Origin of the sequence: Rhodococcus triatomae (genome assembly GCF_014217785.1) — a bacterium.
In the GTDB taxonomy this organism is placed as follows: Bacteria; Actinomycetota; Actinomycetes; order Mycobacteriales; family Mycobacteriaceae; genus Rhodococcus_F; species Rhodococcus_F triatomae.
In genome coordinates, this window is sequence record NZ_CP048814.1 from 1,139,439 (window position 1) to 1,157,927 (window position 18,489).

General features: G+C 69.8%; 15 protein-coding genes. 5 read left to right on the top strand and 10 right to left on the bottom strand.

What is annotated here, in order from left to right:
* Positions 1–39: 39 nt before the first annotated feature.
* On the top strand, positions 40–1,011 hold the full coding sequence (locus G4H71_RS05355) for an alpha/beta hydrolase (RefSeq protein ID WP_072735967.1): 972 nt from the start codon (positions 40–42) through the stop codon (positions 1,009–1,011).
* A 24-nt stretch (positions 1,012–1,035) separates the two neighbouring features.
* Here the strand turns inward: G4H71_RS05355 and G4H71_RS05360 are convergent, their stop codons facing one another.
* The gene (locus G4H71_RS05360) at positions 1,036–2,088 is read right to left on the bottom strand and encodes an N-acetylmuramoyl-L-alanine amidase (RefSeq protein ID WP_072735968.1); all 1,053 of its coding nucleotides are present in this window, start codon (positions 2,086–2,088) and stop codon (positions 1,036–1,038) included.
* Positions 2,089–2,521: 433 nt separating this feature from the next.
* Between G4H71_RS05360 and G4H71_RS05365 the strand changes: the two genes are divergently transcribed.
* Positions 2,522–2,758 carry a hypothetical protein gene (locus G4H71_RS05365; RefSeq protein ID WP_072735969.1) on the top strand — a complete coding sequence of 79 codons (237 nt, stop codon included), beginning with the start codon at positions 2,522–2,524 and terminating at the stop codon, positions 2,756–2,758.
* Positions 2,759–2,780: 22 nt separating this feature from the next.
* Here G4H71_RS05365 and G4H71_RS05370 read toward each other — a convergent pair whose 3' ends face one another.
* The 5 genes from G4H71_RS05370 to G4H71_RS05390 all read right to left on the bottom strand — a co-directional run bounded on the left by G4H71_RS05370 (position 2,781) and on the right by G4H71_RS05390 (position 8,744).
* Positions 2,781–3,545: an ESX secretion-associated protein EspG gene (locus tag G4H71_RS05370; RefSeq protein WP_139183115.1), complete on the bottom strand. Its 765-nt coding sequence runs from the start codon at positions 3,543–3,545 to the stop codon at positions 2,781–2,783.
* Between the two features lie 117 nt (positions 3,546–3,662).
* A complete protein-coding gene (gene purH / locus G4H71_RS05375; RefSeq protein ID WP_072735971.1) occupies positions 3,663–5,216 on the bottom strand; it encodes a bifunctional phosphoribosylaminoimidazolecarboxamide formyltransferase/IMP cyclohydrolase in 1,554 nt (517 codons plus the stop codon).
* The gene (gene purN, locus G4H71_RS05380) at positions 5,209–5,850 is read right to left on the bottom strand and encodes a phosphoribosylglycinamide formyltransferase (protein ID WP_072736298.1); all 642 of its coding nucleotides are present in this window, start codon (positions 5,848–5,850) and stop codon (positions 5,209–5,211) included. Before purN ends, purH begins: the two co-directional genes overlap by 8 nt.
* Positions 5,851–5,971: 121 nt before the next feature.
* Entirely contained in the window at positions 5,972–7,561 is a 1,590-nt protein-coding gene (locus tag G4H71_RS05385; protein ID WP_072735972.1) for a cell division protein PerM, read from the bottom strand.
* A gap of 49 nt (positions 7,562–7,610) precedes the next feature.
* Positions 7,611–8,744 (bottom strand): DUF5336 domain-containing protein, encoded by a 1,134-nt coding sequence (locus G4H71_RS05390; RefSeq protein WP_072735973.1) that lies wholly within the window; start codon positions 8,742–8,744, stop codon positions 7,611–7,613.
* A 143-nt stretch (positions 8,745–8,887) separates the two neighbouring features.
* Here G4H71_RS05390 and G4H71_RS05395 point away from each other — a divergent pair, with 143 nt between their 5' ends.
* Complete coding sequence (locus G4H71_RS05395; RefSeq protein ID WP_072735974.1) at positions 8,888–9,511, top strand: IMPACT family protein; 624 nt, start codon at positions 8,888–8,890, stop codon at positions 9,509–9,511.
* A gap of 155 nt (positions 9,512–9,666) precedes the next feature.
* Here the strand turns inward: G4H71_RS05395 and sucD are convergent, their stop codons facing one another.
* From sucD to G4H71_RS05410, 3 genes are all read right to left on the bottom strand, one after another.
* Complete coding sequence (gene sucD, locus G4H71_RS05400; RefSeq protein ID WP_072735975.1) at positions 9,667–10,569, bottom strand: succinate--CoA ligase subunit alpha; 903 nt, start codon at positions 10,567–10,569, stop codon at positions 9,667–9,669.
* A 14-nt stretch (positions 10,570–10,583) separates the two neighbouring features.
* Positions 10,584–11,747 carry an ADP-forming succinate--CoA ligase subunit beta gene (gene sucC / locus G4H71_RS05405; RefSeq protein ID WP_072735976.1) on the bottom strand — a complete coding sequence of 388 codons (1,164 nt, stop codon included), beginning with the start codon at positions 11,745–11,747 and terminating at the stop codon, positions 10,584–10,586.
* A gap of 174 nt (positions 11,748–11,921) precedes the next feature.
* On the bottom strand, positions 11,922–13,874 hold the full coding sequence (locus G4H71_RS05410; RefSeq protein ID WP_072735977.1) for a hypothetical protein: 1,953 nt from the start codon (positions 13,872–13,874) through the stop codon (positions 11,922–11,924).
* Positions 13,875–14,125: 251 nt separating this feature from the next.
* Between G4H71_RS05410 and G4H71_RS05415 the strand changes: the two genes are divergently transcribed.
* Positions 14,126–15,286, top strand: a complete 1,161-nt coding sequence (locus tag G4H71_RS05415; protein ID WP_139183116.1) for a M23 family metallopeptidase — start codon at positions 14,126–14,128, stop codon at positions 15,284–15,286.
* A gap of 110 nt (positions 15,287–15,396) precedes the next feature.
* Here G4H71_RS05415 and pcrA read toward each other — a convergent pair whose 3' ends face one another.
* Positions 15,397–17,778, bottom strand: a complete 2,382-nt coding sequence (gene pcrA, locus G4H71_RS05420) for a DNA helicase PcrA (protein WP_072735978.1) — start codon at positions 17,776–17,778, stop codon at positions 15,397–15,399.
* A 291-nt stretch (positions 17,779–18,069) separates the two neighbouring features.
* Here pcrA and G4H71_RS05425 point away from each other — a divergent pair, with 291 nt between their 5' ends.
* Positions 18,070–18,372: a chorismate mutase gene (locus G4H71_RS05425; protein ID WP_072735979.1), complete on the top strand. Its 303-nt coding sequence runs from the start codon at positions 18,070–18,072 to the stop codon at positions 18,370–18,372.
* Positions 18,373–18,489: the final 117 nt, after the last annotated feature.

Sequence of the window (18,489 nt, forward strand, 5' to 3'; positions counted from 1 at the left end):
GCACGCGATCCGACGGGCCCACCTGGTAGACAAGGCGCCATGCCTGACACCGAGATCACCTTCGACAGCGGCGCGGTCACGTACCACGGAACGTTCCTTGCGCCCGACGGCTTCGACGGCCCGCGACCTGCGGCTCTGTTGCTGGCCGGCAGCGGTCCCACCGACCGTAACGGCGACAGCGCACTGCTGCCGGGGAACATCGGTACGCTGCGCTTCCTCGCCGACCTGCTCGCCGAGCACGGTTTCGCGAGCCTGCGTTTCGACAAGCTCGGCAGCGGAGCCACCGGTATCGGGCCACACGACGTGGACGACATCGCCGAACTCGGCTTCACCAGTGCCTTCGTCGATCCGGCCGCAGAGGCGCTCCGCTTCCTCGCCGCCCGCCCCGAGGTCGATCCGTCGCACCTGGTCGTCGTCGGCCACAGTGACGGTGCGCTGGTGGGGCTCGCACTCTCCCAGCAGGCGGATGCGCCGGACATCGCCGCACTGGCACTGCTCGAGCCGCTCGCGGTACGTCTGCTGGACCTGCTCACGACGCAGATCAACAGTCAACTCGATGCGGTGACGGCGACGGGCCAGCTCCCCCAGCCGGTCGCCGACGAGCTCCGGCTGGCCCTCTCGGGTGCCGTCGAGGCCCTGCGCGCGGACGGAACGATTCCGGACGATCTCCCCGAGCCGCTGCAGAACGCGGGACTGGTCCATGCCAACGCGAAGGCACTCGCGGAGGAGGATGCCCTCGACCCGCGGGTGCTCGCGGGACAGCTGGCGGACGGCACACCGGTGCTCACCAGCTGCTCCGCGAAGGACATCCAGGTATCGGTCGCCGACGTGGACGGTCTCGATGCCGCCCTCACCGGTGCCCGGCTGACCTCGGTGCGCATGGCCGATGCCAGCCACGTACTCAAGCACCTGGGTGACGCCCGGTCGAACGGCCAGGACTACGTCGCGGACCTGCCGTGGTCGACGGAGTTCTCGGAGCCGTTCGCTCGGTGGCTGGACTCACTCACCTGACGATTCGTCGACGACCCGGCCCGCTCACTCGAGCTGTGCGAGCACCGTGGCGAGCAGCTCGCCCGCGAGATCGGACAGCATGCCGATCGTCTCGGAGTTCACGATCTCCTCGAGGCCGGTGAGCCCACCGGCCGCCAGCAGGTCGGAGAGCATCGCCAGGATCGACTCGAGCGACAGCGGGTTCTCGTCCGGCGTCACCGGACCGGGAGAGACGGTTCCCGGTTCGGTGGTTCCCGGCACGGTGGCACCCGGTTCTGTCGTTCCCGGCGCTGCCGGCGCTGCGGACGCCTGGCCCCCGGTCAACAGGTACGTGACGATCCCGGTGGTCACGGCGATCGCGTGGTCGAGTTGCCCGTCGGTGCTCTCGAGTCGCGCGGCATCGTCCGGGTGGGAGCCGTTGCCCATCTCGACGAAGACCAGCGGCACCTCGGTGAGCGCGGGGCCGGCGACGTCCGAGCGGGTCTGGATGCCGTCCACGACGCCCGCGTAGTTGGCGGGCGTGAAGCCGGCACCGAGGTAGGCGTCCCGCATCATCGTGGACGCCTCGAGTCCGGGTCCCGACTGCGCCGCATCGGCAGCAGGGTTCGGGATCGGCAGGGCCGGCACGATCATGTGGAATCCGTGCTTCGACGGATCGCCCGCCGCGTCGGTCGAGTCGGCGTGGATGCTCACGGCCAGATCGGCGCCGGACGCGTTGGCCGCCGCGGCCCGCTCGTCGATGCAGCCACCCCATCCGGTGTCGTCCGCGCGGCTGAGGACCACGTCGGCCCCCAGGGTCTCGAGCCCGCTCCTGACCAGCTGGGTGACGTTCCAGGTGATGGTGTGTTCGGGTACGCCACCGATCGTGGTCATACCGCTGGTCTGGCAGTCCTTGGTGCCGCCGCGACCGTCGTCGACCTGCCGCGACAGGTCGTGGCCCTCACTCGACCCCTGGTGCCCGGGATCGAGGAAGACGGTCTTTCCGGCCAGTTCGGTGCCGGTCGCGGGTTCCACCTCCGGCTCGGCACCTGCGGTCGCGGGGATGAGCAGCGACGCGGCCAGAACACCCGCGCACAGGGAAATCAGGCTTCTCTTCATGGCTGGACGGGGCGATCGACGATCGCCGCTCTCCTTCCGGACGGCCTTCGGCACCCGAACGAATCTTCACTCGAGTCACAGCAGCCCCAAGTGAAACAGCTGTACCCGTCCCGCCACAGGTCCGTGAACGGATCGAGAGCAACCCGTTACGAAGCCGCGTGATACGCGAGATACCGGATGCGAACCCTCGACCTGTCCTGTACGGTCACTAACCAACCAGCTCCGGCTCGCAGGAAGGACGGCACGTGGCCTCGCTCGAGAAAGCAGCGTTCGCCGTGACGTCCGTACCCGCGTGGCGCAGCCGCATCGCCGACAAGCACATCTCCCCGTACGGCGAACCCCGAGAACGTTGACTTCGTACCTCGTTTCTCGGGCACCCAGGGCACATCCCTCGGGTGCCTTTTCTTTTACCTTTCACCTTCAGGAGAACCTGATGAAGCTCCGTATCCACCAACTGTCCACCTCGCCGCCCTATCGGGACCTGCCGGACGATCTCACCGGCTACGCCATCACCCTCGACATCTCGCACTGCGACGCCGATCAGCTCGCGGTTCTGGACGCCATCGTGATCGAACTGCGGCGGCGGGGAGCCGCACGCGTCGTCGTGACCGGTGCCGGGCGCGAGATGACCGGCAGCCACCGAGGGCACCTCGGCACCAGGGCGGCCTGAACGGGCCGACCGGGCGTCGACGTCAGGCCCGGCCGTCGGCCTGCCTGGCCTGCTCTTCGAGGACCCCGCGCACGAGCCGGTCGATCTCCGTCGCCACTGCACCGGCCGATGCGGGCCGGGCGACGATCTCCTGGGTGTGCAGGATCAGGTATCGGCCGTCGTCGGCATAGTCGATCCATTGCAGTACGGTGCCGTCCAGCGGCGTCCGGCTACCGCCGCCGCCCGCCCTGGCGACGGCGATCTCCCCGAAACTGCTGTGCGCTCGGTTGAAGAACAGGGCCGCCTCGTCCGGGTCCGTCTCTGCCCCTGTCCCGCCGTCCGGCCCGGCAGATCGATTGCGGGGCACGGCGATACCTCGATCCCGACCGGCACCTACTCCGGGCATGGCCGCCACCAGCGCGGACGACGCACCGTAGCCGACATGCTCCGACAACACGACATCGCCGCCGGAATCCGGCCCCGAGCCCGGCGCCTGGACCACCGCCACCGACGTGCGGTGCCCGATGCCGGCGTGCGCCCGGATCATCCGTTCCGAATGCGGACCCGCGAATCCGCACACCGCCACGCGGACGACAGGTTCGGCGAGAGTGGCCAGCGCCCGGTAGAGATCGTCTCCGTAGCGGTCTCGCAACACCTCCGCAGCCTCGGCACGGCGGCGTTCGAGATCCTGTTCCGATCGCGCCCGATGCTCGCGAAACGCGAGCGGGAACGGTAATCGGCCACGCCCCAGCGACTCCCAGGCCACGACGAACTCGAGCGCTGACATCTCCCACGACGTTTCAGCCACTTCCCCGTCCTGCACGTTGCAGTTTCGTCACGAATATGGAACGAAAGTACCACTCGGCGGTGGTGTGCCGAGTGGTTCCGGGGGAACCGACGAGGAGAGGGATACGAGGCAGGAACGCTAGTGCGCGAAGTGCCTCGCGCCGGTGAAGTACATCGTCACGCCCGCTTCCTTCGCGGCCTCGACGACCTCGTTGTCGCGCACGGAACCGCCCGGCTGCACGACGGCCGCCACGCCCGCATCGGCGAGCACCTGGAGTCCGTCCGGGAACGGGAAGAACGCGTCCGAGGCCGCGACGGAGCCCGCTACCCGGTCTCCGGCGCGGGTGACCGCGAGGTGCGCGGAGTCGACCCGGTTCACCTGCCCCATCCCGACACCGACGGCGGCGCCGTCCCGAGCGAGCAGAATGGCGTTCGACTTCACCGAACGGCAGGCACGCCAAGCGAACTCGAGATCCTTCAACGTCTGAGCGTCGGCGGGCTCACCGGTGGCCAGGCTCCAGTTCGCCGGGTCGTCGCCGTCCGCGTCGAGGACGTCCCGCTGCTGCAACAGCACCCCGCCCGAGATCTGCTTGAGCTCGATCCCCGCCGCCGACGGTGCCTGCGCCAGCAACACCCGCAGGTTCTTCTTGCGTTGCAGCACACCGAGCGCCCCGTCCTCGTACGACGGGGCGATGATCACCTCGGTGAAGATCTCCGCGACCTGCTCGGCCATCTCGACGGTGACCTCACGGTTCGCGGCGATGACACCGCCGTAGGCGCTGACCGGGTCCGTGGCGTGTGCCTTGCGGTGCGCCTCGGCGATGTCGGTGCCCACGGCGATGCCACACGGGTTGGCGTGCTTGATGATCGCGACGGCGGGTTCGGCGAAGTCGAAGGCGGCCCGCCACGCGGCGTCGCCGTCCGTGTAGTTGTTGTACGACATCTCCTTGCCGTGCAGTTGCTGCGCCTGCGCGAGACCGTCCGGACCCGAAGGATTCTCGTAGAGCGCGGCTCCCTGGTGCGGGTTCTCGCCGTAGCGCAGGACCGCGTCCCGCTCCCACGTCGCACCGGCCCACGCCGGGAACGCGGAATCGGATTCCACCAGGGTGGAGGTCATCCAGCTCGCGACGGCCACGTCGTAGGTGGCGGTGTGTTGGAAGGCCTGCGCGGCCAGGGCGGTGCGCTCGGCCAGGGTGAATCCGCCCGCGCCGATCGCGGTCAGGACGTCCGCGTACCGCGCCGGGTCGACGACCACGGCGACGGACGGATGGTTCTTGGCCGCGGCCCGCACCATCGAGGGGCCACCGATGTCGATCTGCTCGACGACCTCGTCCGGCCCGGCTCCCGATGCGACGGTCGCCGCGAACGGGTACAGGTTGACGACGACCAGCTGGAACGCCTCGATACCGAGTTCGTCGAGCTGCGCGAGGTGCTCCGGCTTCCGGGTGTCGGCGAGGACGCCGGCGTGCACCCTCGGGTGCAGGGTCTTCACGCGCCCCTCGAGGCACTCGGGGAACCCGGTCAACTGTTCGACCGGCGTGACCGGGATCCCGGCGTCAGCGATCCGCGCTGCCGTCGACCCGGTGGAGACCAGCTCCACCCCCGCTTCGTGCAGGCCAGTGGCCAGCTCGACCAATCCGGTCTTGTCGTAGACGCTGACGAGCGCGCGGCGTACTGCCTTGCGTTCACTCACTGGGGATCACGGCCTTTCGTCCATCGGATACAACTCCACGTTCGGCGACGGCAGCCACCACTTCGACCAACAACCGTCGTTCCACGATCTTGATGCGCTCGTGCAGACCGGCCTCGTCGTCATCGGGGAGCACCCGGACCGCCTCCTGAGCCAGGATCGGTCCGGTGTCGACTCCCTCGTCGACCAGGTGCACGGTCGAGCCGGTCAGCGCCACCCCGTAGGCGAGCGCATCGGCCACCGCGTGTGCCCCGGGAAATGCCGGGAGCAGCGCGGGATGGGTGTTGACGATGCGACCGGCGAAGCGGCCCAGGAACGCCGGGCCGAGGATCTTCATGAACCCGGCGGTGACCACCAGGTCCGGCGCGAAATCGGACACCACCTCGGTCAGAGCCACGTCCCACGCGGCGCGATCGGGATGATCCCGTAGTTCCACGGCGGTGGAGACGACGCCCGCGTCGGCGGCGTGGCCCAGCGCGTCGCAGGCCCGGTCGGTCACGACCGCCACGACGTCCGCGGGATAGCCGGGCTCGCGGGAGGCGTCGAGGAGTGCTCTCAGCAGGGTGCCCGCACCGGATGCGAGGACGACGACGCGCGCCGGTGTCGACGGCCGCAGGGTGTGACGGGAGGCGGTCAGCGCACTTCTCCTCGGGAACGAGACGTGGATCGGCAGGCGGATCGACGCGAGGCCGGCCTGCCCTCGGGAGTTTAGTCGGAGCGGGTTACCCGGACTGTCGCCAGGTCCGACTCCGGGTCGCTCACCGCTCCGGTGTGCCCTCGGCCGTATCGGTGTCGACGATCTCCGGATCGCCGGTTTCCACATCGACGACTTCGGCGTCGACGGCTTCGGCGTCCACAGCTCCGGCGTCCACAGCTTCGGGGTCCGCGGGCGGCACACCGGCGGGAGCGGGCAGTGCCGGCTCGGGCGACTCCGTGACGATCTCGGCCTCGAGCACCTCTCCCCGTCGACGTGACGGCCGCTCGGGCTTCTCCCCGGCGGTCCCCTCGTCGGCCTCTTCGTCGGCCTCTTCGTCGTCTGGGCCCTCGCCGTCACTCACCGTGGCACCGGCAGACGGTGTGGCGATGACCGGCACCTCCTCGGCGGGGACCCCGGGAAGCGCGGCCGGTGCCTCCTGCGCACCGGCCGCAGACGTGTCCTCCTCCACCGCGGCGGATTCGATGCCCGCCGCGCGGCGCGACCGGATCCAGGTGAACACGATCGCGGCGAACGATCCGACCACCGCGAGCCAGGCGAACACCAGCAGACCCGCGAGCCACCAGTGCAGGTCCACCGGCCCGATCGCACCCAACATGCCGCCGGCCGCGACGGACACTCCGGCAACCACGAGCCCCGCAGCGCCGGCGCCGGCCAGCACTACCGCGAGGGCTTCCTGCCCCGACGCACGGCGACAGCAGTCCCTGCCGAAGTACACGCCGACCAACGCGGGGATCACGAGCAGCACGGGCCAGAATCCGCCGGAGAGTCCGGCAGGCACGGCGCCGAGCAGCGGCAACGGTGGCAGGTCTCCGCCGATGTTGCCGAACACGCTCACCGAGACCGTGCCGATCGAGGCACTCGCCCCCACGAGCACGGACACGGCTCCGACGATCATGTTGGGCAGGTACAGGACGGAGAGCAGGGTGAGCCCGAGAACGTCGACGAGGTGTTCCTCGCGTCCGAGGAGTTCCCCGACGGTCTGCCAGGCGAAGAGCAGCGCGACGGCCGTCGCGAGTGCGCCCGCGGCACCGAGGATCAACACGGCCCGCACGGCCGGCCGGACCGCCTCACGCAGCCAGGAGGGCACGATGGGTTCCCAGGCCGGTCGCGCGCGCAGCGCGACCCCGGCCGAGGCCGCCACGGCCTGGAGCACGAGGACCCAACCGAATGCGGCGAGGGGGTTGGCGCCGTCGAGCGGCACGACGGCCGACGCGTCGGCAGCCACCGCCAGGGCCACGGCGGTCACCACCAGTGGACCCGCCACTGCCGCCCCGACAATACGGGCGGCTGCGCGCGGCCCTCCGTCGGGTTCGGTCACCCGCGCACATCCGCGGGCGACCGAGTACATCAGGATCGCGGTCGGGAGAAGCGGAAGGACACCGAGGGTGACGCCGTCGATCCGCACCGGCACCTGGTGAATCGCCAGCCAGAGTGCGGCAATGGCGCCGAACGCCCCGGTGAGGTCGCTGCCCGCGGCGATGAGCGTCACCACCACCACTACCGAGACCAGGGCAACGGTCACCGCCGCCGGGCGGAAGGCGAGGAGGAGAAGCGTCCGGGTCAACTCCGGGTCGGCGGGGCCCCGGCGCCCCGGCGCGCGCCGCTGCGCACGATCAATCAGAGAACTCATCACGACGAGGGTGGCACTTCGACGAGTACGGTGCGCTCAGGCGCGCCGACTACTTGCCGTCGTCGTCCTTCTTCGGCGCCTCGAAGGCTTGTGTCGGCGCTCCGGTGTCGGAGGACTCGCCCTGCGATTGCGGCTGTTCCGCGTCCGGCTCGGGTGTGGGGGCGGCGTGCTGGGCACTGCCGTATCCGGCACCCGCCGGGTACTGGTATCCGGAACCGGCCTGGGAGCCCTGGTACGGCTGGTATCCACCCTGGTACGCGGTGGGCGTCGGGGTGCCGCCGGTGGGCTGGTCCTTCTCGCCCGGGGTGTGCCCGAATCCGGTCGAGTGCTGCCCGTAGCCCGGCTGCCCGGGCTGCTGTGCACCCGGGTATCCGCCCGGCTGGCCGGGAGCGCCCGGAGCGCCGTAACCCTGGAACGATCCACCACCCTGCTGCGGGTAGCCGTAGCCCTGCGGCTGGCCGTACCCGGGCTGGGCCTGTCCGTAACCCGGCTGCGGCGCGTATCCCTGCTGTCCCTGCTGACCGGGTTGGCCCTGCTGACCTTGCTGGCCGTAGCTCTGGATGGCCTCGGTCGGCGGTGCCTGGCCGTACCCCGGCTGGCCGTAGCCGGCCTGGCCGTACCCTCCCGGCTGCTGCCCGTAGCCGCCGCCGAAGGCACCCTGCTGCGGTGCCCGCGGCGAGGGCGTCGGCTGCTCGAGTACGCCCGATTCGAACAGCAGCACCACGACCGCGACGACCGCCTGGATGAAGCCGAGCACCAGGATCGCGATGCCACCGAAGGCGAGGGCGGCCTCACCGAGGTTGAAGAACGTGAAGAGGACGAAGACGAAACCGACGACCGAGGACGCGGCCGCTGCCCCGGCGAGCTTCTGGCCCGGCAGCAGGGACGCACCGGCGAGCAGACCACCGAGGAGCAGGAACCCGATTCCGTAGTTGCCGCCCTCGAAGGAGTTGGCCGACGATCCGCCCGCGAATCCACCGGTGAGTTCGAAGAAGGGAGCGAGGCCGAGCAGGAAGGTCAGCACACCGAGTGCTGCGACGGCGATACGCAGCACGAAGGACAGTCCCGTGGCCGGCTGCTCCGTCGACTCGGACCGATCCGGCTGCGCAGTCGGCGCGGGCTCGGACGGCGGCGTCGGCTGCGCGGGCGGGCCGTAGTTCTGCCCACCGGACGGGTACGTCATGGGATCTCCTCGTGGCGTCGGTAGTCGTCTGCCGGTGGCGGGTCGGCCGAGGACTCGGCCGACGCGCCCTGTCTGCGACGCTAGCCTACGGCGACGCGCGGGGCACGAATCCCGCCCGCTCGCGGCCACGAGAGAATGGTCCGATGCCGTACACGATCGCTGCCCACTCCGCCGTGTCGGTCGAGACCGTGGTGCGGCACTCCCGGTTCCTCGCCACGCTGCGCCGGGTCGAGGACGCGGGAGCTGCGGCCGCGTTCGTCGACGAACAGCGTCGTCGATATCCGGACGCTCGGCACCATTGCTTCGCGTACGTGATCGGAGACACCCCGAACGCTCGCGTGGAGCGGTCCGGGGACGACGGCGAACCGGGTGGAACGGCGGGCGTGCCGATGCTGCAGGTCCTGCACCACCGGGATCTGGTGAACGTCGCCGTCGTGGTCACCCGCTACTTCGGGGGCGTCAAACTGGGAGCAGGTGGGCTGGTGCGCGCCTACTCCGGTGCCGTGGCCGCCGCCGTGGACGCGGCCGACCCGGTGGCTCGGGTGCGCCGGGAATTGTTCACACTCGCGGTGGACCACGGCGATGCCGGGCGAGTCGAATCGGAATTGCGGGCGCGCGGGGTCGGTGTCCTGGACACCGCCTACGGCGAGCACGCGGTGCTCACCCTGTCCACTCCGGACCCGGGCGCACTGCGGACCCTCGTCGCCGCGGCCACCGCCGGCTCCGGCGAACTCGAGCCCGCCGGGACCGTCTACACCGACGGCTGACCCCGCGTACCCCTCCCGAGCACTCTCCCGAGAGTTTCCGCGCCCCTCCCGAATGGGTGAAGGTGGCCTTCGACCGGTCTGACCGGTCGAAGGCCACCTTCACCCGAGGGAAGAGCAGGAGGAGAACGCGAGAGAGCGGGATGGAGCGAGCCGCGTCAGAGGCTCTGCAGGATCTCCCGTGCCAGAGCGGCGGTCTCGGACGGCGTCTTGCCGACCTTCACACCGGCCGCCTCGAGCGCGTCCTTCTTCGCCTGTGCGGTACCCGAGGAACCGGACACGATGGCGCCCGCATGGCCCATCGTCTTGCCCTCCGGCGCGGTGAAACCCGCGACGTAGCCGACGACCGGCTTGGAGACGTTGGCCTTGATGTAGTCGGCCGCGCGCTCCTCGGCGTCGCCACCGATCTCGCCGATCATGACGATGAGCTTGGTCTCGGGATCCTTCTCGAACGCCTCGATGGCGTCGATGTGGGTGGTGCCGATGACCGGGTCGCCACCGATGCCGATCGCGGTGGAGAAGCCGAAGTCCCGCAGCTCGAACATCATCTGGTAGGTCAGGGTGCCGGACTTCGAGACGAGACCGATCGGGCCGGTACCGGAGATGTTCGCGGGCGTGATGCCCACCAGCGACTCACCCGGGGTGATGATGCCGGGGCAGTTCGGGCCGATGATCCGGGTCTTGTTGCCCTTGTCCACGTTGTACGCCCACGCGTATGCGCTGTCCTGCACCGGGATGCCCTCGGTGATGACGACGAGCAGACCGATCTCGGCGTCGATCGCCTCGATCATCGCGTCCTTCGCGAACTTCGGCGGAACGAAGACGATCGACACGTCCGCGCCGGTCTTCTCGATGGCCTCCGCGACGCCGCCGAAGACGGGGAGCTCGACGTCCGAGCCGTCCTTGGCGGTGTGCGCGACGGTGGTACCGGCCTTACGGGCGTTGACGCCACCGACGACCTGAGTGCCGGCCTTGAGCATGAGCGCCGTGTGCTTGGTGCCCTCGCCGCCGGTGATGCCCTGGACGATGACCTTGCTGTCCTTGTTCAAAAAGATAGACATTGTGTGTCGTTCCCCTACTTCGAAGCCAGCTCGGCGGCCTTGTCGGCGCCTTCGTCCATGGTCGCGGCCAGCGTCACCAGCGGGTGCGCGTAGTCCTCGAGAATCTTGCGTCCTTCCTCGACCTTGTTGCCGTCGAGGCGGACCACGAGAGGCTTGTCGGCCTCGTCGCCGAGGGTGTTCAGTGCGCCGACGATTCCGTTGGCGACCGCGTCGCAGGCGGTGATGCCGCCGAAGACGTTGACGAACACGCTCTTGACCTGTGCGTCGTTCAGGATGACGTCGAGACCGTTGGCCATGACCTCGGCCGAGGCACCGCCACCGATGTCGAGGAAGTTGGCCGGCTTGGTGCCGCCGTGGCTCTCGCCGGCGTACGCGACGACGTCGAGGGTGGACATGACCAGGCCCGCGCCGTTGCCGATGATGCCGACCTGACCGTCGAGCTTGACGTAGTTGAGGTCGTTCTCCTTGGCCTTGAGCTCGAGCGGGTCGGTCGCGTCCTTGTCCTCGAACTCGGCGTGGCCGGGCTGACGGAAGTCGGCGTTGGCGTCCAGGGTGACCTTGCCGTCGAGGGCGAGGATCTGGTCGTCGGGCGTACGCACGAGGGGGTTGACCTCGACGAGGAGCGCATCCTCCTTGACGAAGACCTCCCACAGCTTCTGGATGGTCACGGCCGCCGCGTCGAGGACCTCGGCGGGCAGCTTGCCGGCCTCGGCGATGCTGCGAGCGAACGCGAGATCGACACCCTTGGTGGCATCGACGGGGATCTTGGCCAGCGCGTCGGGGTTCTCCTCGGCGGTGACCTCGATCTCGACGCCGCCCTCGACCGAACACATGGCCAGGTAGGTGCGGTTGGTGCGATCGAGCAGGAAGGAGATGTAGTACTCCTCGGCGATGTCACTCGCCTCTGCGACCAGCAGCTTCTTGACGATGTGGCCCTTGATGTCGAGCCCGAGAATCGCTTCCGCGTTGGCCTGCGCCGCGTCGACGTCGGCCGAGTACTTGACTCCACCCGCCTTGCCGCGGCCGCCGACCTTGACCTGGGCCTTGACCATCACGGGCTTGCCGATCTCCTCGGCAATCTCGCGAGCGCCGGCAACCGTGTCGGTCACACGACCAGCCGAGGTAGGCACTTCATGCTTGGCGAAGAGTTCCTTCGCCTGGTATTCGAAGAGATCCATCTGCTCACCGTCTCGTCTGCGTCGACGCCCCGTGGAGCGTCGCACGTCTCATGGGCACCCGCTCGAGGGTTGTGAACGGGCCGGTGGCGACTGTAACCAGTCGCCGCGTCCTGTCATCTTCGACATACATTCGATGTGGTCCACGTCACCGAAATATCGGGTTCGTGGGCGCAGTCACCGAGTTTTCGAGCGGACGGCGAGTGCAGTCGCAACCAGAGACAACACTATGCCGACCGCGGTGGCGAGCGCACCCGGCCCCACCTCCACCTGATCGAGCACGCCTCGCGTGAGCGGGAACGCCGCCAGGTGCACGCCCGAGAGCAGCGCGACGCCCGCGAACAGGGCCGCCGCGCGGGGCGGCCTCGAGCAGGACGCCACCGCCACGGCGATCACGACCACGGCGGCGAACAGGACGTGACCCCAGGAGTCGATGTCCCACGGCAGACCGGCGAACGACGTGGCGGCGTGCTCGGTCCCGCGCCGGTCGGTGCCGTGGAAGAGCGGGAACGCCACACCCGCCACCGCGGCGATCGCGGCCGCGCCCCCCACCGTCGCCAGGATCGGGTTCGGCGAGCGGCGGGCCGAGGTGTCGACGTCCTCCCGCTCCGCCGATCCCGCGAACCACACGAGCACCGCGGATCCGGCGGCGGCGAGCGCACCGAGCCAGAGCACGACGGCGCCCGGGCCGATCGAGACGCCGGGGACGTCGGCGGCCAGCAGCACCGGCTGCGTCACGGCGGCGACCGTCACGGGTATTCCCGCCCACACCACGGCCACCACCGGTCGCACGGCGGCCGCGAACTCGGAGAGCAGCAGCCACACCGCCGTGACGGCGACGACGAGGGCTGCCACCGGGACGGTGCGTACCGCGAGGATCTGCGGCTCCGGGAGGCCGTCGGCGAGTTCGAGAACCGGGAGGAATGCGCCGAGGGCCGCGAGCGCGGCGGCACCGAGCGCGCCCACCCCGGCGCTCACGTGCCACCGGATGCGCCGCGACCGTGCCGCCTCGGCTTCGGCACGCACCGCGGCCTTGGCCACCCCCTTGCCCGATGGACTGACCCGCGCCGCGTCACCGCTCCGCGCCTCGTGTTCGCGGCCGATCTCGTCGAGCGCCCGGCGACTGCGCTCGTCACGAATCCGGTCCACGACCGGAATCGCCACGGCCGTCACCAACAGAACCGCGGCGCACGCCGTCCCCCAGACCGTTCCACTGCCCGGTTCGATCCGGTCGCCCGCAGCCACCCCTCCGACGAATCGCGCACCCACCAGCCCCAGCACCGCCGTCGCCGCTCCGACCAGGGCACCGGCGGCGACGGGCGGGCTGATCGACGCCAGCGCGGAAGCCACCACGACCAGCAGGGCCGCGGAGACCGCCGCCGCTCCGGCGGCCGTCGCGGCGTCGGCGGCGAGAACGGTGGGGACCAGGATCACCGGGTCGTCGGAGCTGTAGGTGGGCGCGAACAGGGACGCGGCCACGCCGGCCGCGGCGAGGACGACGAGCGCGGCCGGAAGGACTCCCACCCGAGCGCCGGTGGCCCGGCCGTCCCGTTCGGCGCTGCGGGCACCGCCGTACCCGTCGGAGAGCGCCGCACGCTGGACGACGAAGAGGCCTGCCAGCCCGGCTACCGCGGCGAGCACGTGCCCGCCGAGCACGAGATAGGCGCCGGCTCCGGCGTCGAGCGGAGCCGCGGTGTCGGGCCGGAACAGTTCGAAGCGGTTCGCGTCGAGCGCGCCGGTCCACAGTTGTAGATCCTGGATCGCCATACCGACGGCGATCGCACCGCCACCGGCGAGCAGCGCACCGGACACTGCCGTGGCACGCACCAGCAGCGCCCCGGCGGCCAGGACCGGCACCAGGAGAGCGAAGACCCCCGCCCACACGGCAGCCGGCGGTACGGCCGACAGCGTCTCGGCGCCGGGGGCGTTCGCGCGCACCACCCCGGACAGGGGGCCGACGGCCACGGCGACGCCACCGACGAGGGCGAGCACCGCCGCGACGACGGCACCGGCGCCCGGGCGGGCCGGATCCGACGAGTCGTCGAGCGGGCCGCCCGGCGCCACGCCGGTCGACGGGATGCGCTCGGGTGCGGCGCGACGGCCGCTACGGGGTGGTGGTGAGGACGCCACACGGCGACGCTAACGCGTGGACCGGACGTCCGGCCCGATGTGACACACCTGCGGGCCCGGATTCTGCTTCCGGAGCCGCCTGGCATCCCGCCATGTGGCATGTGCGCGGGGCATCGGCCCAGGACGGCTAGTGATGCATGTCACATTCCAGCGTTGCAGCACCGTTACAGGTTGCGGGCATCGCAACCATTTCGTTACCGTCGCCAGGTCTGAGTCACAGGCAGGTCACGAACAGGAGGACGGACGGGCGTATGCACGAACGTAGCCAGTTCACGGCCAGCCGATTTGTGAAGCAACACGCTGACACGGAATTCGAGAGTCCGCTCTCGGCTACGCACGGTCACGGATTCGAGCAGTACCCCGCAGCTTTCGAGTCTTCACCTGTCGAGCTGCCCGGTCACGCCCGTGACACAGTCCAGTCCGGATACGTCGACGACGACGTCGCGTACGAGTTCCCGAGGTCGGTTTCGTCCCGCTCCGAAACCGATAGTTCTGAGATTTCCAGCAGCATGTTCTTCCACGACACCCGCTCGTCCCGGTTCGACGATTCGCAGGACACCGAGTACCTCCCCGTCGACGGCTACGGAGCCGACAGCGCCCCGTCCGAACAGGACATTCCCGGATTCACTCCGCGCAGCGCGATGGCACCGGCCCGCGGCGGAGCGCACCGACTCCCCACTCCCCCGTCCGCCCTCAAGGGCCGCGCCGCCGTTCTGGCCGTCGCCGCGGGCGCCGTGGTCGCCGCGGGACAGGCCGCCGTGTCGAACGCTTCCGGCAGCGAGCACTCCGAGGTCGCACTCGCCAGCGACGAGACCACCACCGTGGCCGCGACGGCAGCGCCCCAGGCCGCCCAGTACACCGATGCCCCGGTCGAGTCGGCCCCGGCGTCCACCGCTCCGCAGGTCCTCAACATCGCGAACCCGACGGACCTGTCGCAGTTCTCCAACCTCCTCGCCAAGGGCCAGCGTTTCGCCGAGGAGCGTGCCGCCCGCGAGGCCGCGGCCCGGCGCCCGCTCTTCGTCCTGCCGACCATCGGCACCTTCACGTCCAGCTTCGGCGCCCGGTGGGGCACGCTGCATGCCGGTGTCGACATCGCCGCCCCCATCGGTACCCCGATCGTCGCCGTGGCGGACGGCACCGTCATCGAGTCCGGTCCGGCATCCGGCTTCGGCATGTGGGTGCGCCTCCAGCACGACGACGGCACCGTGACCGTCTACGGCCACATCGACCAGTCGATGGTGTCCGCCGGTCAGCGCGTGATGGCCGGTGACCAGATCGCGACCGTGGGCAACCGCGGATTCTCGACCGGCCCGCACCTGCACTTCGAGGTTCACCTCAACGGCAGCGACAAGGTCGATCCCCTCCCCTGGCTCGCGTCCCGCGGTATCAGCCTGGGCGTCGAGCGCGACTGACGCGTCGGCCTCGCCTTCCTGCGCATCCCCCGTTTTTCCGGCACGATGTCACATCGGTTTCGTTGAACGAAACCGATGTGACATCGTGCCGTTGAGCAGGGGCGGGGAAGCTACAGCTTCACCATCGGTACGCCACCGATCAGCATGAGACGTACCTTGCCCGCGCTGCCGAAGTCGATGGTCGCCGTCGCGGTCGGCCCGACCCCCTTGGTCTCGAGGACCGTGCCGAGCCCGTACTTGTCGTGACTCACCCGGTCGCCGGCCGCCAGCACGAGAATGTTGCCGCGTCCGCGCGCGGAACCGAAGCCCGCGCCCGGGCCGGAAGACCCGTATCCACCGCTGCTGCGGACACGCCCGCCACCGATCGCGGCCCCACCGATTCCGGTACCCGGATCCTCACGACGCCAGTCCAGCAGCTCCTGCGGAATCTCCTGGAGGAACCGGGACTCCGGGTTCTGGATCGGCTGTCCCCAGGCCGAGCGCATGACGGCGCGGGTGACGTAGAGCCGCTGACGGGCACGCGTGATGCCCACGTACGCCAGACGACGCTCCTCGGACAGTTCCGCCGGGTCCCCGAGCGCGCGCATGTGCGGGAACTGGCCGTCCTCCCAGCCGGTGACGAACACGACCGGGAACTCGAGCCCCTTGGCGGTGTGCAGGGTCATGAGCGTGACCACGCCGTCCCCGTCGTCGGGAAGCTGATCGCTGTCGGCCACCAGTGAGACGCGCTCGAGAAAGGCCGCGAGTGAACCCGGATCCGCTTCGCCCTCGCGGTCCGCTTCCTCCTCGACCCCGCCGTCCTCGACACCGTCGTCCTCCACCCCGGCGGCGTTGCGCGCATCGGAGCTGAACTCGCGGGCGACGCTGACGAGTTCGTTGAGGTTGTCGAGGCGGGCGCCGTCCTGTGGGTCGCTGCTGGCCTCGAGTTCGGCGCGGTAGCCGGTGCGGTCGAGAACCGCCTCCACGACGTCCCCGATATCGCCTTCCTCCTCGTCGCTCGGCATACCGGCGCGCAGTTCGTCGAGCAGTTCCACGAACGACGCGATCGACTTGCGGGCACGCGTCCCCAGCAGAGCCACCTTGTCGTCGGCCGCGTCCCGCAGGGCATCCGCGAACCCGACACCGCGTTGCTCGGCGTGGACGACGACGCAGGCCTCCGCGCGGTCACCGATCCCGCGGCGCGGGGTGTTGAGGATCCGCCGCATGCTGACCGTGTCGTCCGGGTTCGCCAGCACCCGCAGGTACGCGACGATGTCCCGGACCTCCTTGCGCTCGTAGAACCGGACTCCGCCGACCACCTTGTACGGCACGCCGTGCCGGATGAACACCTCTTCGAGCGAACGCGACGAGTTGTTGGTGCGGTAGAAGACCGCGACGTCGCCGTACCGCGCGTCCCCGGAATCGGCGAGCCGGTCGATCTCGGAAGCGACGAAGGACGCCTCGTCGTGTTCGTTGTCGGCGACGTATCCGACGATGAGCTCGCCCTCACCGCTGTCGGTCCACAGTCGCTTCTCGCGCCGGCCGGCGTTGCGGGAGATCACCGAGTTCGCGGCGGACAGGATGTTCTGGGTGGAGCGGTAGTTCTGTTCGAGGAGGATGGTCTGCGCGTTCGGGTAGTCCCGCTCGAACTCCTCGATGTTGCGGATCGTCGCCCCGCGGAACGCATAGATCGACTGGTCCGCGTCACCCACGACACACAACTCGGACGGCGCGACCCCGTCCTCGGTCTCGAGCCCCACCAGCTCGCGGATCAGCACGTACTGCGCATGGTTGGTGTCCTGGTACTCGTCGACGAGTACGTGCCGGAACCGGCGGCGGTAGTACTGGCGGACCTGGGGATACGCCTGCAGGATGCCGACGGTCTCGCCGATCAGGTCGTCGAAGTCGAGTGCATTGGCGGTGCGCAGCCGGCGCTGGTACTCGGCGAAGACGCGCGCGACCAGCCGGGGCAGTTCGGCGGGTTCGGCGTCCGCGTCCGTGGCCGCTCGCTCCGGGTCGATCAGTTCGTTCTTCAGGTTCGAGATCGCCGTCGCGAACAGCCGCGCCGAGTACTTCTTGGTGTCGATCTCGAAATCCTTCGAGATCATCGTGAGAAGCCGGCGCGAATCGTCGGCGTCGTAGATGGTGAAGTTCGAGTTCAGCCCGGGCACCAGACCGGCTTGGGTGCGCAGGATCCGCACACACGCGGAGTGGAACGTGGACACCCACATCGCGTGCGCCCGCGGCCCGACGAGGGCGGCGACCCGCTCACGCATCTCGGCAGCGGCCTTGTTGGTGAACGTGATGGCGAGGATCTGCCCCGGAGCGACGTCTCGCTCGGCCAGCAGATACGCGATCCGGCGGGTCAGCACCGCCGTCTTTCCCGACCCCGCCCCGGCCACGATGAGCAGCGGCGTGCCCGTGTGGACGACGGCCTCACGCTGCTGGGGATTGAGACCTTCGAGGAGCGTGTCCGCCTGACGATATATGGCGGCATCGGGGAGAGTGTTCATCGCCTCTTCACGCTACCGGCCGGCCCCGACAGGACCGCGCCGGGACACAGTTGGCCCGATCGCGGCGAGCGTGGCAAACTTCTCTGTGTGTTCAGTTGGCAATCGCACGCCCAGTGGCGGTTTTTCTACGGGTACCGGACTCCGGCGCCCGTGACCTGAACAGCTCACGAGCCCCGCGGTCCGTACCGGATCCGGGGCTCTTTTCGTCAGGGAGCCTGGATCGGTCCGAACGGATTCGGTAACGACTGGGGCCGAAACCACGATCCACGTTCTGACAAGAGGAGACGAACCATGAGCACACAGGCGATCGATGTCGACGCCGCCGTCGATTCTGCACAACTTCCCACCAGCGAGGCGGAGATCGACGCCTTGCGCAAGGAGATCGACCGGCTCGACGCCGAGATCCTCGCCGCGATCAAGCGGCGGTCCGAGGTCTCCCAGCTCATCGGGCGCACCCGCATGGCCTCGGGTGGACCGCGCCTCGTGCACAGCCGGGAGATGAAGGTCATCGAGCGCTTCAACGAGCTCGGCCAGGAGGGCCACACCCTCGCGATGCTGTTGCTGCGACTCGGGCGCGGCCGGCTCGGCCACTGAATTTCTCCGGTTTCTCCGGTGCCTGCTCGGCCCGGTCCGCCGTCGTGCGGGCCGGGCCGAGTGCGCGCCGTCGGCGTGTCGGCCCCGGCTGATGCCGCCCTACCCGCCGGGTCGGTG

Excerpts from the sequence above, each read along its gene's own strand:
- G4H71_RS05355 (WP_072735967.1), top strand. The coding sequence starts at position 40 with ATGCCTGACACCGAGATCACCTTCGACAGCGGCGCGGTCACGTACCAC.
- G4H71_RS05360 (WP_072735968.1), bottom strand. The coding sequence starts at position 2,088 with ATGAAGAGAAGCCTGATTTCCCTGTGCGCGGGTGTTCTGGCCGCGTCG.
- G4H71_RS05365 (WP_072735969.1), top strand. The coding sequence starts at position 2,522 with ATGAAGCTCCGTATCCACCAACTGTCCACCTCGCCGCCCTATCGGGAC.
- G4H71_RS05385 (WP_072735972.1), bottom strand. The coding sequence starts at position 7,561 with ATGAGTTCTCTGATTGATCGTGCGCAGCGGCGCGCGCCGGGGCGCCGG.
- G4H71_RS05390 (WP_072735973.1), bottom strand. The coding sequence starts at position 8,744 with ATGACGTACCCGTCCGGTGGGCAGAACTACGGCCCGCCCGCGCAGCCG.
- G4H71_RS05395 (WP_072735974.1), top strand. The coding sequence starts at position 8,888 with ATGCCGTACACGATCGCTGCCCACTCCGCCGTGTCGGTCGAGACCGTG.
- sucD (WP_072735975.1), bottom strand. The coding sequence starts at position 10,569 with ATGTCTATCTTTTTGAACAAGGACAGCAAGGTCATCGTCCAGGGCATC.
- sucC (WP_072735976.1), bottom strand. The coding sequence starts at position 11,747 with ATGGATCTCTTCGAATACCAGGCGAAGGAACTCTTCGCCAAGCATGAA.
- G4H71_RS05415 (WP_139183116.1), top strand. The coding sequence starts at position 14,126 with ATGCACGAACGTAGCCAGTTCACGGCCAGCCGATTTGTGAAGCAACAC.
- pcrA (WP_072735978.1), bottom strand. The coding sequence starts at position 17,778 with ATGAACACTCTCCCCGATGCCGCCATATATCGTCAGGCGGACACGCTC.
- G4H71_RS05425 (WP_072735979.1), top strand. The coding sequence starts at position 18,070 with ATGAGCACACAGGCGATCGATGTCGACGCCGCCGTCGATTCTGCACAA.